The sequence below is a fragment of the Variovorax sp. GrIS 2.14 genome (assembly GCF_046115955.1).
Taxonomy (GTDB): Bacteria; Pseudomonadota; Gammaproteobacteria; order Burkholderiales; family Burkholderiaceae_C; genus Variovorax.
In genome coordinates this window covers 53,857-68,025 of the sequence record NZ_JBJXIA010000013.1, presented here as the reverse complement: position 1 = coordinate 68,025, position 14,169 = coordinate 53,857, and the positions used below count along the sequence as shown (strand labels likewise).

At 64.0% G+C, this 14,169-nt stretch carries 12 protein-coding genes; 10 read left to right on the top strand and 2 right to left on the bottom strand.

Going from position 1 to position 14,169, the window contains the following annotated elements; translation table 11 throughout:
• The first annotated feature begins 154 nt into the window (after positions 1-154).
• Complete coding sequence (locus RCH10_RS19660) at positions 155-613, top strand: MarR family winged helix-turn-helix transcriptional regulator (protein WP_409053697.1); 459 nt, start codon at positions 155-157, stop codon at positions 611-613.
• Here the strand turns inward: RCH10_RS19660 and RCH10_RS19655 are convergent.
• The gene (locus RCH10_RS19655) at positions 588-1,589 is read right to left on the bottom strand and encodes a LysR substrate-binding domain-containing protein (RefSeq protein WP_409053696.1); all 1,002 of its coding nucleotides are present in this window, start codon (positions 1,587-1,589) and stop codon (positions 588-590) included. The two genes, RCH10_RS19660 and RCH10_RS19655, sit on opposite strands and share 26 nt — an antisense overlap.
• Before the next feature lie 124 nt (positions 1,590-1,713).
• Here RCH10_RS19655 and pcaH point away from each other — a divergent pair, with 124 nt between their 5' ends.
• Together pcaH and pcaG are read left to right on the top strand one after the other, a co-directional pair.
• Positions 1,714-2,439 carry a protocatechuate 3,4-dioxygenase subunit beta gene (pcaH, locus tag RCH10_RS19650; RefSeq protein ID WP_409053695.1) on the top strand — a complete coding sequence of 242 codons (726 nt, stop codon included), beginning with the start codon at positions 1,714-1,716 and terminating at the stop codon, positions 2,437-2,439.
• Between the two features lie 40 nt (positions 2,440-2,479).
• Positions 2,480-3,085 carry a protocatechuate 3,4-dioxygenase subunit alpha gene (pcaG, locus tag RCH10_RS19645; protein WP_409053694.1) on the top strand — a complete coding sequence of 202 codons (606 nt, stop codon included), beginning with the start codon at positions 2,480-2,482 and terminating at the stop codon, positions 3,083-3,085.
• A gap of 125 nt (positions 3,086-3,210) precedes the next feature.
• On the opposite strand, the gene RCH10_RS19640 is transcribed toward pcaG, so the two are convergent.
• Positions 3,211-3,894, bottom strand: a complete 684-nt coding sequence (locus RCH10_RS19640; RefSeq protein WP_409053693.1) for a c-type cytochrome — start codon at positions 3,892-3,894, stop codon at positions 3,211-3,213.
• Positions 3,895-4,058: 164 nt separating this feature from the next.
• Between RCH10_RS19640 and RCH10_RS19635 the strand changes: the two genes are divergently transcribed.
• The 7 genes from RCH10_RS19635 to RCH10_RS19605 all read left to right on the top strand — a co-directional run bounded on the left by RCH10_RS19635 (position 4,059) and on the right by RCH10_RS19605 (position 14,157).
• A complete protein-coding gene (locus RCH10_RS19635) occupies positions 4,059-4,913 on the top strand; it encodes an AAA family ATPase (protein ID WP_409053692.1) in 855 nt (284 codons plus the stop codon).
• A 5-nt stretch (positions 4,914-4,918) separates the two neighbouring features.
• Positions 4,919-5,164, top strand: coding sequence for a hypothetical protein (locus tag RCH10_RS19630; RefSeq protein WP_323495677.1), 246 nt, complete (start codon positions 4,919-4,921; stop codon positions 5,162-5,164).
• Between the two features lie 4 nt (positions 5,165-5,168).
• Positions 5,169-5,783 carry a GNAT family N-acetyltransferase gene (locus RCH10_RS19625; protein ID WP_409053691.1) on the top strand — a complete coding sequence of 205 codons (615 nt, stop codon included), beginning with the start codon at positions 5,169-5,171 and terminating at the stop codon, positions 5,781-5,783.
• 6 nt (positions 5,784-5,789) lie between these two features.
• Positions 5,790-6,977, top strand: coding sequence for a VWA domain-containing protein (locus RCH10_RS19620; protein WP_187053047.1), 1,188 nt, complete (start codon positions 5,790-5,792; stop codon positions 6,975-6,977).
• Between the two features lie 108 nt (positions 6,978-7,085).
• Positions 7,086-7,994, top strand: coding sequence for a 2OG-Fe(II) oxygenase (locus RCH10_RS19615; protein ID WP_323495679.1), 909 nt, complete (start codon positions 7,086-7,088; stop codon positions 7,992-7,994).
• Positions 7,995-8,107: 113 nt separating this feature from the next.
• The gene (locus RCH10_RS19610; RefSeq protein ID WP_409053690.1) at positions 8,108-9,976 is read left to right on the top strand and encodes an autotransporter assembly complex protein TamA; all 1,869 of its coding nucleotides are present in this window, start codon (positions 8,108-8,110) and stop codon (positions 9,974-9,976) included.
• 23 nt (positions 9,977-9,999) lie between these two features.
• Positions 10,000-14,157, top strand: a complete 4,158-nt coding sequence (locus tag RCH10_RS19605; RefSeq protein WP_409053689.1) for a translocation/assembly module TamB domain-containing protein — start codon at positions 10,000-10,002, stop codon at positions 14,155-14,157.
• The last annotated feature ends 12 nt before the right edge of the window (positions 14,158-14,169 follow it).

Below are 14,169 nucleotides of genomic sequence, written 5' to 3'. Positions count from 1 at the left end.
GCGAGCGACGTGTGACCGATCCAGGGGGTAAAAACATCGGAAGCTCCCGGGCATTGCACCAATATGGCAACAGGGGTTCGGGTGTCGCAAAAATCGCGCCAATGCTTTCCAAGGAAAAGGATCGCCGCTAGACTTGTTCTACTCCTCCGCCTCTATGACCAAGCCTACCGCCACACCCATCCCTGAGCAAGACATCTCGCAGTACCTTGCCTATCTGCTGGCCGCCGCCAACCGGCGCATGCGCATCGGGCTGGCCCAGTCGATCGCCGCAGAAGAAGTGACCGAGGAGCATTGGCGCATTCTTCAGGTGTTGGCAGACGAACAGGGGCGGTCGATGGGGGATCTGGCGGAGACGGTGTTGCTCAACCATCCGGCGCTGACCAAGAACATCGACAAGCTGGTGGGCCGTGGCCTCGTGCAGCGGGCCGCGGATGCGTCGGACAGTCGCCGGGTGCTCGTGTACATCAGCGACCTCGGGCTCGAAACGGTGGCACGCCTGAAGAAAAGTGTCGATGCGCACCACGGTCAGCTGGAAGAGGCGCTGGGGCCGCGCAAGACCAGTCAGCTCAAGAAGCTGCTCGAAAGCTTCATAGAGGAGTGCGAGACGCACTGAGCCGGCCGGTGCGCTTGGGCTTCTGGCCTTGCCGGGCCGACTCGCGCAACAGTCCCACCATCGCATTGCAGGCGGCCGACGGCTCGGCTTCGCTGCGCAGCAGCAGCCCGACCGGTTCTTCGGTGCCGGATGTCTGGATGCGCAGCCGTGCCAGCGTGCCGGCCTGCAGGTCGTCGTGGACAGCGCCGAGCGGCGTGATCCAGACCGCATCGGACTGCGCCACCAGCGCGCGCGCCACCATCAGGTCCAGCGTCTCCAATGCGTTCGGCGGCACTGCGAGGCCGCGCGCGGAAAAGAAACTCTCAGTGCTGTGGCGAGGGATCGTGCCCTCGGCAAACAACACGAGCGGATAGGCGAGCACCGCCTGTACCGACGCAGCACGCCGGGCCAGCGGGTGCCCATTGCGCGCCACGAACACCAGCGGCTCGGCGTAGAGCAACTCGAAGCTCAGGCCCTTCATCAGCTGCGGATCGCTCATGCGGCCGGCGACGAGGTCGAGTTCTCCTGCGCGCAACGCGTCTAGCAGCACCGCGTTGGCAGCGCTCTTCACGGTCACCTGCAATGCCGGCCAATGGCTGCGCAGGCGGGCCAGCGCCAGCGGCAGCAGCGCCGGTGCCACGCTCGGCAGCGCGCCGATGCGCAAGCGCTCGAGTCGGTCACCCGCGGCGGGCGCGATCGCCTGCGCGCTGGCGTCCACCGCCTCCAGCACGCGCAGCGCGTGGCCCAGCAACTGTTCGCCCGTTGGCGTCAGGCCCTGAACGCCGCGTCGGCCGGCACTGCTGCGCTCGACCAGACGCGTGCCAGCGAGCGTCTCGAGCTCTGCCAATGTCTTGGAAACGGCCGGCTGGCTCAGCGCCAGTCGCTCCGCTGCGCGTGCCAAATGGCGCTCCTGCGCGATTGCGACGAAGCACCGCAAATGACGCAACTGCACGTTGCGGGCGAAGGCCAGCGAAGGAACAGCGGGAGCGGATTTCAATTACCGTTGATTATTGAAAAAGACGGAATCTTCAATTTACATGATCGAAGGCGACTTCTAAAGTAAGACCCGCCGTTGAAATACCGACAAGACATCCTCAAGAAATTCAGACTGGACACAAGACATGCTGGACCGAACCTCAAAGCCCCTGGCGACGCTCTCACCGCGCGACTGGGCGAGCCACCCCTCGTACATTTACCCGGGCTACAAGTCGACCTTGAAGCGCGGCCCGCAACAGCCGCTGATTCCACTCAAGGCATCGCTCGGCGAACTGCAGCAACCGGTCTACGGTCACAACGCCATCGGCGAGTTCGACCACGACCTGACGCGCAACGCGCGCAAGAACGGCGAGCCGTTGGGCGAACGCATGATCCTGACCGGCCAGGTGCTCGACGAGCGTCGACGCCCGGTCGCCAACACGCTGGTCGAGCTGTGGCAGGCCAACGCGTCGGGCCGCTATGTGCACAAGGTCGACCAGCACGATGCGCCGCTCGATCCCAACTTTCTCGGTGCCGGGCGCTGCCTGACCGACAGCGAAGGCCGTTATCGGTTTCTGACCATCAAGCCGGGCGCCTATCCCTGGGGCAATCATCCCAACGCATGGCGCCCGCAGCATATTCACTTGTCGCTGTTCGGCCAGCATTTCGCGAGTCGGCTGGTGACGCAGATGTACTTTCCCGGTGACCCGCTGATGCAGCACGACCCGATGATCACCGGCACGCCGGAGCGCTATCGCAACCGCTTGATCGCCGACTTCAGCCTCGACGCCACCCAAGAAGGCTACGCACTGGGCTACCAGTTCGACATCGTGCTGCGCGGCGCCGACGAAACGCCGTTCGAAAACCGTTGATGGCCCAACAGACAAAGACACCGACAAGGAGACTCGCACCATGATGAGCGCACTGGAAGCCGACTTCGGCCAGACCCCTTCCCAAACCGTAGGCCCCTACTTTGCCTACGGCCTCACCGCCTCGCAATACGGCTACGACTTCGACCAGCCTTTCGACGCCGTGCTGGCGCTCGAAAACGCCAGAGGCGAGCGCATTCGGGTCGAAGGCCGCGTGATCGACGGCGACGGCAATGTAATCGGCGATGCGCTGGTCGAGATCAGCCAGCCCGATGGCGAAGGCCGCTATCCGCAAACGGTCGACGAGGCGCGAAGCTCGGGCTTTCGGGGATTCGGCCGCTGCGGCACGGGAACCGAAAGCGGCAATCGCTTCGTATTCCATACGGTGAAGCCCGGCGCCGAAACATCGGGCGAGGCACCGCACATCAACGTCATCGTGACGATGCGAGGGCTGTTGCTGCACACCTTCACGCGAATCTATTTCAGCGACGAAGCGGGTGCCAACGCGAATGACGCCGTGCTGCAAAGCGTACCCGCCGATCGCCGCGGCACGTTGATCGCGGAACGCGTGGCGCAAGACGGCGCAGTGCGATATCGCTTCGATATCCGTATGCAGGGCGATGGCGAAACGGTGTTTTTCGACGTCTGAACCCGGCTTGCCGTGCAATGGCGCGCCGAGAGATCGCGTTGTGAGCTCGACCGTAAAAAAGCCCGCTGCGAGCGGGCTTTTTCAATGGTGCCGGGACGCCTGACCTGGCGTCTTCACCGGCATCTTCAATCAGACCGGTGAAGGAGCGACTCGGGGACCGTTTTCACATCGCCCGGCAACGTGCTGATGTAGCTGGCCAGTACCTTCAGTTCAGCCACGCTATACCTCTTGGCCTGCCCGCCCATGATGGCATTGGCACGGCCGACCATTGGATGGTTGTCGGCCTTGTACGCCTTGAGTGCGACGAAGAGATAGTCCGGATACTGGCCGGCCAGCTTGGGCACGGTGCCGTCGTTCGGCGTATTGAAATTGGCGCCGTGGCACTTGGTGCAGGCGTTGGCCGCATCCCGCGCGATAAGTGCTTCGACTTCCTTGCTGGGCGCCTTGGCCAACGCAGCCGGCGGCGCGTCGCCTTCTTTCAGGCCGAGCTGGCTGTAGTACGCAGCGAGGTCGACGATGTCTTGCGGCGCGAGGGTGTCGGCGATGGCACGCATCGTCGGGTGCTTGCGATCGCCGCCCTTGTAAGCAGTGAGTGCCGACACGATGTAGGTGGCGCTTTGGCCCGCAATCATCGGCACCTTGTGGATCTCGGGAAAGCTCGCCTGGTACCCGACGATGCCGTGGCAACCCACGCACATGGCGATCTTTTTGGAGCCGTCTTTCGCGTTGCCGGTGAGCGTTTGGGACTGGGCCGAAAGCGTCACGCAAGCGACAGCGAAGGCAAACATCGTGGTCAACAACTTGTTCATTTTGCGCGCACAATCTCTTGGAAATCTCGGTTTCTCTATCAACTTTCGATTATATGCGGCGGCTCATGGGGCGGCTCTCAGCAGCCCCGTGCGGAATGTGCCTCACAGGCCGCATAGCGACTCGACTGTCTTCTTTTATCCACCCTCCTGTTGCAGCTACATCCATGAAATTCAAGGGTTCAGACAACTACGTTGCCACGCAAGACCTGATGCTGGCAGTCAACGCCGCCATCACGCTCAAACGGCCCCTGCTCGTCAAGGGCGAACCCGGCACCGGCAAGACGATGCTGGCCGAAGAAGTGGCACAGGCACTCGAATTGCCGCTGCTCCAATGGCACATCAAGTCGACCACCAAGGCGCAACAGGGTCTGTATGAATACGACGCCGTGAGCCGCCTCCGCGATTCGCAACTGGCCGACGTCGACGGTGGCGAGCGCGTCAAGAACATACACAACTACATCGTGAAGGGCGTGTTGTGGCAAGCCTTCACGGCAGAAGAACCGGTGGCACTGCTGATCGACGAAATCGACAAGGCCGACATCGAATTTCCGAACGACCTGCTGCGCGAAATCGACCGCATGGAGTTCTATTGCTACGAGACGCGCGAGCTCATTCGCGCCAAGCACCGGCCTCTGGTGTTCATCACCTCGAACAACGAGAAAGAGCTGCCCGACGCTTTTCTGCGCCGCTGCTTCTTCCACTACATCAAGTTCCCCGACGCATCGACGATGAAGCAGATCGTCGACGTGCACTTCCCCGGCCTGAAGCAGGAGTTGCTCACCGCCGCGATGAAGACGTTCTACGACGTGCGCAACTTGCCGGGCCTGAAGAAGAAGCCTTCGACCTCCGAGCTGCTCGACTGGCTCAAGCTGCTGGTGGCAGAAGACATTCCGCTCGAAGCGTTGCAGAGCAAGGAAGACAAGGTGGCAGTGCCGCCGCTGGTCGGCGCGCTGCTCAAGAACGAACAGGACGTGACGCTGTTCGAGAAGCTCGTCTTCATGCAGCGCAACAACCGCTGAGGCGCATGGCTCAAACACCGCACCCGACGAGCCAGTTGCTCATTCTCGGCGTCGCGCAGGCGGTGCTGTTCGTCGTGGGCGGCTTGTTGGGTCGCTGGATCGGCATGGCGTTCGGCATCGATGCCTTTGCCAGCGCCGGCTACAGCGCCCGCGAAATGATCGGCATCCTGCTCGTCGGCCTCGGTGCCGGTGGCGGGCTGCAGTTGGCGCGTGTCTGGTACGCGCGCCGGTATGGAAACCCCAGAGGCTGAACAGATGGCTTTCGTCGAACCGATCACTCTCTCGTCGCGCGGCATGGCGTTGGTGCCGCTGGCGCTTTCGCACGAATTGGGTTTGCGCGCCGCAGCGGCCGATGGCGAGTTATGGAAATTGCGTATTACCTCGGTGCCCGAGCCTGAAGACACCGGCAGCTACATCGAGACCGCATTGCAGATGCGCGAGGCCGGCAATCGTTTCGCATTTGCGGTGACCGAGGAGGCCACCGGCACCGTGCTTGGCAGTACCAGCTATCACGACATCCTGCCCGCAGTGAAACGCGTCGAGATCGGCTACACCTGGTATGCGAAGCGCTGCCAGCGCACGCACGTCAACACGACCTGCAAGCTGCTGATGCTGAGCCACGCGTTCGACGTGCTCGGCTGCAATGTGGTCGGCTGGCGCACCGACAACTTCAACCACGCGTCGCAGCGCGCCATCGAGCGGCTCGGCGCCCGTAAAGACGGCGTGATCCGCGGCCATGCAATGCGCCGCGACGGCACCATCCGCGACACGGTGATGTACAGCCTGCGCTCGGGCGAATGGCCGGAGGTCAGGGCGCAACTGCTCTATCTGCTCGACAAGCCACGTTCGCAAGCAAACCACAAGGAGTGATCCGCCATGCTGATCGACTTTTTCTACACCCTGCGCTCGGCCAAGTTGCCGGTGTCGGTCAAGGAATACCTGGTCCTGCTCGAAGCACTGAAGGCCGACGTGGTCGGACCCAACTCCGACGATGCTTTCGGCCTCGATGACTTCTACTATCTGAGCCGCACTTCGCTGGTCAAGGACGAGAAGCACTACGACAAGTTCGATCGTGCCTTTGCCAGCTACTTCAAGGGCGTCGACACGCTGACCGACTTCACCAAGGAAGTGCCACTCGACTGGCTTCGCAAAACGCTGGAGCGCGAGTTCACCGCCGAAGAAAAAGCCAAGATAGAAAAGATGGGCTGGGACGAGCTCATGGAAACATTGAAGAAGCGTTTCGAGGAGCAAAAGGAGCGGCACGAAGGCGGCAACAAGTGGATCGGCACTGGCGGCACATCGCCTTTCGGCAACGGCGGCTACAACCCGCAAGGCGTGCGCATCGGCGGTGCCGGCAAGAACAAAAGCGCGGTCAAGGTGTGGGATCAGCGCGCCTACAAGGACTACGACGACAGCCAGGAACTGGGCACGCGCAACATCAAGATCGCGCTGCGACGCTTGCGCAAGTTTGCGCGCGAAGGTCATGAAGAGGAACTCGACCTCGACCACACCATCCAATCGACCGCAGCCAACGCCGGCTATCTCGACATCAAGATGCGGCCCGAGCGTCACAACAACGTCAAGGTGCTGTTGCTGATGGACGTGGGCGGCACCATGGACGAACACATCCAGCGCGTCGAAGAGCTGTTTTCAGCTGTCAAGACGGAGTTCAAGCACCTCGAGTTCTATTACTTCCACAACTGCGTCTACGACTTCATGTGGAAGAACAACAAGCGGCGCTTCTCGGAAAAGTTCGCCACGGTCGACATCCTGCGCAAGTACAACAAGGACTACAAGCTCATCTTCGTCGGCGACGCCACGATGAGCCCCTACGAAATCCTGCAGCCGGGCGGCAGCGTCGAATACAACAACGAAGAGGCCGGTGCCGAATGGATGGCGCGCCTGACGCATGCCTTCCCTAAATTTGCCTGGATCAACCCGGAACCCCAGGGGGTCTGGCAGTACCGCCAGAGCATCGCCGTGATGCAGCAGTTGGTGTCCAACCGCATGTATCCGCTCACGCTCAAGGGGCTGGAAGAGGCGATGCGCCTGCTTTCCAAATAGCGTCGACCGGAACATTGATCCGGATCAAACTGAAAATTTGAGCATTTCGCTACTTTCAGATACATTAATACAAACGTACACACATTCGACCCTTAAGCCCAACACATCATGTCGATCAGCGTCCCGCCCGAAATCTTTACATCGGCCACGGAGGCTGCGTCCGTGGGACAGTTGGAGCGCGCTCCCGTTGCCAATACGGTAACCATCCGCGGCGTCCGGCTGCCATTGGATGAACTGGTCAACTACAAGCTCTTCGAGCCGGAGCAGCGCCAGCGCTTTCGCGATGAGCTGCTGGTCGCAAAGCCTTTTCCGCATCTGGTGATCGAAGGCATCTTCAATCCGCGCCTGCTGGAGCTGGTGCTCGAAGAGTTCGAAACGCTCACGACGGGCGGTTGGCTCGACGTCAAAAGCCGCTATGAATCGTTTCGCCGATCGGTGATCGGGGCCCGCCTCGGGCCGGCTTCGCAAATTTATTTCGACATCGTCAACTCGGGCTGGTTCACCGAATGGGTGTCGAGCATCACGGGCCGACCGTACCTGCTGCCCGACCCGCAATTGCATGGCGGCGGTCTGCATGAAAGCCGCACCGGCGCCTCGTTCGCGATCCATCGCGACTTCGGCCGCCACACCGAGTCCGGACTGATCAACGAGATGGTGTTCATCACCTATCTCAACAAGGGTTGGGACCCGACCTGGGGCTCGGCACTCGAGCTATGGGACAAGAAGAAAAATGCCTGCATCACCAAGGTGCAGCCGGAATTTGGACGCAGCATATTCATGCTGCACGGCAAGGCCAGCTACCACGGTCATACCGATCCACTCAACGCGCCCGACGGCCGGCCGCGGCGTTCGATCGCTGCCTACTACTACAGCAGTCCCGAGGCCGGCAAACCGAGTCGCGACATGCTCAACACGATCTTCATGGACCGTCGTCCCATCGACAAGGCCCTCGCGGTGGCACGTGTGCTGACGCCGCCGATCGTCTGGTCGACCATCAAGAAGGTCACCGGCCGCTGACCCCGCCGTTGCGCATGTGACCCTGCGGTGCTGTGGGGCATATCGGGCTGGCTGACCTTGCTGTCAGAATCGACCCGATGGTCAGGAGGGTGCTTTTTTTTACGCCGGCATGGATGCCGGCTTTGTTTTTTGCGAGTGTCCTTCTTCTGCAGGGATGCAGCGTGCTGTCGGGCCTCACCGGCCACACACCGCCCGCGGATGCACCTGAAGGCGCACCGGTCGCCAGCAGCACTGCGCAACGCGACAAGCGCGACGCCTTCGCCCTCGAAGTGCACGGCCCTGAAACGGTCCGTGACTACCTCAACCGGCACCTTGAAATCCAGCGCTATCGCCAAGTCGACGACCTTGGCGCCTCCGAACTCTCGCGCCTTATGGTGGCCGCCGAGGCCAACGCGCGCGAGCTGCTCGGCACGCTGGGTTACTTCACGCCTACGCTTACGCTCGAACTCAAGGAAACACCAATTGCTGGCGCCAAGGCTCCTCGCGAAGTGGTCATCACGGTCGACCCCGGCGAAGTGACGCATGTCAGCTCGGTGCAGATCGGCTTTGCCGGCCCGATCGAAAACGACCCGACGTCGCAAGCGCAGCGCGACGCGGTACGGGTCGGTTGGTCGTTGCGTGCCGGGCAGCCGTTCAACCAACTGGCCTGGGACAACGCCAAGGCCGTGGCATTGCGCAACCTGACGGCCAAGCGCTACCCGACCGGCAGCATTCTGAAGAGCGTGGCCGATGTCGACGCCGACCGGCAGGAGGCGAAGTTGTCCGTCGATTACCAGTCCGGCCCGGCCTATCGCTTCGGCCCGCTGCAGGTGCGCGGAAGCGAACGCTACGACGCCAACGGCGCCCGCCGCATTGCCCGCGTGCCGACCGGCGCCGATTACGACCAGCAAAAACTGCTCGATGCGCAGCAACGTCTCGCCAGCAGCGGCTACTACGACTCGGTGTTCCTGACGCTCGACACCGAGTCATTGAACCCGCAGGCAGCGCCGGTGGTCGCGCAGCTGCGCGAAGCGCCCCTGCAAAAGATCGTGCTCGGCGCGGGCTTCACCACCGACAGTGGACCGCGCCTTTCCGTTGACCACATCGACAACAAGATGCCGGTGCTCGGCTGGCGTGCCGTGTCGCGGCTTTCGGTCGACCGCGAGACCCGCTCGCTGGGCTCGGAATGGAACAGCATCCCCGGCGACAACGGGTGGCGCTGGTTCGCGAGCGGTGAGCTCAAGCGTGAAACCGCCGGCACCTACGACGTGGACAGCGGCCGATTGCGCAGTGGCCGCAGCAAAGCAGGCGACCACATCGACCGCAGCTATTTCCTGCAATACGACTACGCGCAAAACCGCGGTTACGACGCACCGCCGTCAGCTTCGGCGATCAGTGCCAACTGGGGATGGACCGGCCGCTACTTCGACAACAACACCGCACCTACGCGCGGCCAGGCGCTGGCGCTCGAAGTCGGCGCCGGCTACACGCTGACGGGCGAACAAACGCCCTTCGTGCGCACGTATGCGCGCTGGCTTGGCATCGTGCCGATCGGCACGGTGCCTGAGGACGGCACGCAGGCACGTCGCAGCCGACTGCAGTTGCGGCTCGAAGGCGGCGTGGTCGCGGCCAAAGACAGCGCGCAGATCCCTTCGACGCTGATGTTTCTGACCGGTGGCGACACCACGGTGCGTGGCTACAGCTACCGCCAGATCGGCAGCGTGCGCAGCGACGGCACCATCGTCGCCGGTCGCTATCTCGCGGTGGCCAGCGTCGAATGGCAACGCCCGGTCGTCTATGGCGGCAAGCTCACCGATTTCGAGAGCGTGACCTTCGTCGACGCCGGCGCCGTGGCCGACAAGCCCGGGCTGTTGAAAGCCAAGGTCGGTGTGGGTGCCGGCGTGCGCTGGCGCAGCCCGGTCGGTCCGGTGCAGGCCGACATCGCGTACGGCGTCGACACCAGGAAGTTCAGGCTGCATCTGCGGCTCGGCTTTACCTTTTGAGATCGCGCCAGCTGACAAGCACGATGAGCAGCGAAGCCGAATCCCCTTCCTCGAACGCAACGACGACCGCCTTGCCGCCCGAAGCGCAGGTGGTGCGCCGCTCGCGCACCCGTCGTGCGCTGCGCGCGCTGGCGTGGAGCTTCGCCGGGCTGATCGCGCTGGTGCTCGTGCTGACCGCAGGCGCCTGGTGGTGGCTCGGGTCGAACCAGTCGCTGGCCTTCGCACTCACGCAAGCGGCGAATCATCTGCCGGCTGGCCAATCACTTGAAAGCCGTGACGTCAGCGGCTCGCTGCGCACCGGTGGGCGTATCGGCTGGCTGCGCTGGCAAGGCCCGACGTTGGCAGTCGAGGTGCACGGGGCCCAGATCGGTTGGGCACTCGCGCCACTCTTGAAACGCAAGGTACAACTGGGTGAAGTTCATGCGGCGCAATTGCTGATCGAGCGTCGTGGTCCACCGAGCAAAACGCCGACCGAACCATTGGAGCAACTGGCACTGCCGATCGATGTCGAGTTTCCATTTCGCATCGACGATTTGCGCTGGACCGGGCCACCTGCGCTGCAGGCCACGAACCTGTCGGGCCTCTACAAATACGCCAACGCGCAGCATGCGCTGGACGTCACCGGTGTCGACATCGCCGACGGGCATTACAGCGCCCGCGTTGCACTGCAAGGCCCGGCGCCGATGGCGATCGATGCGGCACTCGATGGTCGCGTGAAGGCGCCGCTGGCCGAAGGCCGCAGCATCGACGTCGCGGCCGATGCCACGATCAAGGGCACGCTGAGCGGCGCAGCCGCACGCTTGCGGGTGAGCGCGCAATTGAAGCCGGCCGATGCCACGACGCCGGTCGCGGGTGAGCTCATGCAAGCCGCGCTGCAAGCCCAGATCGCGCCATGGCAAACGCAGCCGGTGATAGATGCGCATGTCGATCTGCGAAACATCGACGCCGCGAGCCTTTGGCCCGGCGCACCTCGAACACAGCTGACCGGCACCATCGCGCTGCAACCCGACGCCGCCGTAGGCCCAGCCGCATGGCAGGCCCGGGGCAACATCCGCAACGCGCTGCCCGGCGCCTGGGACCTCGGCAAATTGCCGCTCGAACAGGTGGAGGCCGACGTCGGTTTCGACGGCACCGCCTGGAAGATCGCCGACGCCACGGTGCACGCTGGCGGCGGTCGCATCGATGCCGAAGGCGCCTGGGCTCCTGCCCCGGCGCCATGGCGAGCCACTGCCAGAGTGAGCGGCGTAAAGCCCGGCGAGCTGCATACCGAGCTGGCTGGCGCGCCCATCAATGGCCGCGTTACTGCCGAGCAAAATGGCGATGCGCTGACCTTCGACGTGGCGCTGCAAGCCGAAGGCGGCGCCGGTACCAACTCGCTCAAGGGCTTGAAGCTCGATCGCGCCGTGGCCCGAGGTCAGTGGCTCTTTCAAAACCAGACACTCGACTTGCGCATGCTGCGCATCAATGCCGAGCGCGCGAGCGTCGACGGCAAGCTGCAATTGCGTGTGGCCGAGCAGGCGGGCAGCGGCAATCTGAACGTCGTCTTGCCAGGCGCCAGCGCGGAGCTGCAGGGACGCATCGCGCCGAACCAGGGCGGCGGCGAACTCAAGGCACGCATCGACGATGCGGCGACGCTGCAGAAGTGGATCGAAGGACTGCCCGGGCTTGCATCGGCTTTTGACGGCAGCAGCGCGCAAGGTGCCGCACGTCTCGATGCCAGCTGGCAAGGTGGCTGGCTGGCTGTGCAACGGCGCTTGCAAAGCGCAACGACGCCTTCGCCGCGCGGCAACGCGGAGCCGACCGTGCAAGCCACGCTGATCGCGCAGAAGCTCGATCTTCGGTTGCCGGCGCCCGCCTCTGCTTCTTCTTCTTCTTCTGCTTCTGCTTCGTCGATCATTCAACTGCGCGGCATCCGCGCAGAGCTGGCCGGCAGCCTGGCGCAAGCCACCTTGTCGCTGCAAGGCGAGGCCAGCACCGGCACGCAAAAGATCACGCTCGACACACGCGCCAGCGGCGGCCTCGAGCGCGCCGATCAATGGCGCGCAACGATCGCCAGCCTGCATCTTCAAGCGCAGGACAGCACGCGGCCCGGCCCCTGGACGCTGGAGCTGAGCCGCGCCATCAGCGCCACGATCCGCAGCACGGCCGCGAATGGCAAGACGGCCGCGCGGCTCGACGTCGAAGCTTCGGCCGCAGGCGCGACGCTGCGCGGCCCGGTGCCGGGCACGGTGCGCATCGACTGGCAACCATTGCGCTTCAGCCAGAGCGGCACGTCGACCAACCGCGTGTACCGCCTGCAATCGCAAGGCAAGCTGCAGGGCCTGCCGATGGCTTGGGCGAGCGCACTGGGCGCCAACACGGCACTGGCCGATGCCGGCGTCACCGGCGACTTGTTGTTCGACGGCGATTGGGACATCGACGCCGGCGACGCACTTCGCGCCCATGCGCGGCTTGCTCGGCAAAGCGGCGACATCCGCGTGCAGGCCGGCGAAGCGGCGCTCGTCACGCGCATCACGAGCCATGGCACCGGCACGGCCAGCGAGCGCACCATAACGGCGTCCGATGGCGACGCGGTCGGCCCCAGCACACCCGCCGGCCTGCGGCAGGCCGAACTCAAAGTCGACGCACAAGGCGACGCGATCAAGGCGACGCTGGCCTGGGACAGCGAGCGTGCCGGTCAGCTCAACGCCGAAGCGTCGAGCCGCGTGGTGCAGCACGACGGCGGCTGGCAGTGGGCTGCCGACGCGCCCCTCGCCGGCCGGCTCACGGCCAAACTGCCGAGCCTGGGCGTGTGGTCGATTCTTGCGCCACCCGGCTGGCGCGTGGCCGGCACGCTCGAAGCCGATGCCACGCTGTCGGGTCATCGCGCAGCACCGCGCTGGAACGGGACATTGAGTGCAGACCAGCTCGCCTTGCGCGCGCCCGTCGAAGGACTCGATTTGCGCGATGGGCGCTTGCGGGTCGCGCTTTCGGGCGACCGCGTCGAGATCACGGATTTCACGCTCAAGGGCGGCGCCGGCAGCACGGCACGCATCGCGGGCCAGAGCGGCAACAGGAGCACGGCCGCCAGCGAGGCTGCGAGCGATGGCGGCAGCTTGTCGGCCCGTGGCGAGGTCCGCTGGAACAGCGACGCGACCACCTCGGGGTCTGGCATCCGCATGTCGGTGCAAGGCAAGTTGACGCGCTTGCGTGTGTTGGTCCGCACCGATCGACAGGTGACAATTTCGGGTGAGATGCAGTCGCACCTCGATAACGGCCAGTTCACCGTGCGGGGCGACCTCAAGACCGATCGCGCAGTGATCATCCTGCCAGACGAGACCGCGCCAAGTCTCGGCAGCGATGTGGTGGTTCATTCAGCCGCCAAAGACCGCGAGGCGGCTGAGCAGCAAGCCAAGCGCGACGCTGCCGCGCGCGCTGCCGAAACGACCGCGGCAAGCAACAACGCCCGACCGCAAACTGCCAAGCCACCCGACATCGCAGTCACCTTCGACCTCGGCGATGACTTCGCGGTCCAGGGCCGCGGCATCACGACGCGTCTCGAAGGCAAGCTCGACATCCGCAGTACCTCGCTTACAGCGCCGCCGCGCATCACCGGCGAGGTCAAGACCGTGCGTGGCCGCTATCGTTCTTACGGCCAGGAACTCGATGTAGAGAGCGGCCTGGCGCGCTTCAACGGTCCGTTCGATAACCCGTCGCTCGACATTCTGGCCATCCGGCCGAACATCACCCAGCGCGCGGGCGTGCAGATCACAGGCACTGCGCAATCACCTCGCGTGCGGCTCTATTCCGAGCCCGCGCTCTCCGACGCGGAGACACTGTCATGGGTGATCCTCGGACGCGCCCAGGCCAGCAGCGGCGGCGAATCGTTGCTGCTGCAGCAGGCCGCGTTGGCGGTGCTCGGCGGGCTGGGCAAAGGCGGCACCGGCGGCAGCCTTGCCAGCCGCTTCGGGCTCGACGAAATCGGCTTCAAAGGCCCTGGCAGCGGTGGTGACCTGCGCGAATCGGCGGTGACGCTCGGCAAGCGGCTGTCGTCGGACTTCTACGTGACCTACGAGCGCAGCATCGGAGGCACCTTCGGCACGCTCTTCATCTTCTACGACCTGACGCGGCGCCTGACCCTGCGCGGCCAGGCCGGCCAGAAGAGCGGACTCGACCTGATCTACACGCTCAAATACGACTGAACTGTTAAAGTC

Coding starts and splice junctions, on each gene's coding strand:
- RCH10_RS19660 (WP_409053697.1), top strand. CDS start 155: ATGACCAAGCCTACCGCCACACCCATCCCTGAGCAAGACATCTCGCAG.
- pcaH (WP_409053695.1), top strand. CDS start 1,714: ATGCTGGACCGAACCTCAAAGCCCCTGGCGACGCTCTCACCGCGCGAC.
- pcaG (WP_409053694.1), top strand. CDS start 2,480: ATGATGAGCGCACTGGAAGCCGACTTCGGCCAGACCCCTTCCCAAACC.
- RCH10_RS19640 (WP_409053693.1), bottom strand. CDS start 3,894: ATGAACAAGTTGTTGACCACGATGTTTGCCTTCGCTGTCGCTTGCGTG.
- RCH10_RS19635 (WP_409053692.1), top strand. CDS start 4,059: ATGAAATTCAAGGGTTCAGACAACTACGTTGCCACGCAAGACCTGATG.
- RCH10_RS19630 (WP_323495677.1), top strand. CDS start 4,919: ATGGCTCAAACACCGCACCCGACGAGCCAGTTGCTCATTCTCGGCGTC.
- RCH10_RS19625 (WP_409053691.1), top strand. CDS start 5,169: ATGGCTTTCGTCGAACCGATCACTCTCTCGTCGCGCGGCATGGCGTTG.
- RCH10_RS19620 (WP_187053047.1), top strand. CDS start 5,790: ATGCTGATCGACTTTTTCTACACCCTGCGCTCGGCCAAGTTGCCGGTG.
- RCH10_RS19615 (WP_323495679.1), top strand. CDS start 7,086: ATGTCGATCAGCGTCCCGCCCGAAATCTTTACATCGGCCACGGAGGCT.
- RCH10_RS19610 (WP_409053690.1), top strand. CDS start 8,108: ATGCCGGCTTTGTTTTTTGCGAGTGTCCTTCTTCTGCAGGGATGCAGC.
- RCH10_RS19605 (WP_409053689.1), top strand. CDS start 10,000: ATGAGCAGCGAAGCCGAATCCCCTTCCTCGAACGCAACGACGACCGCC.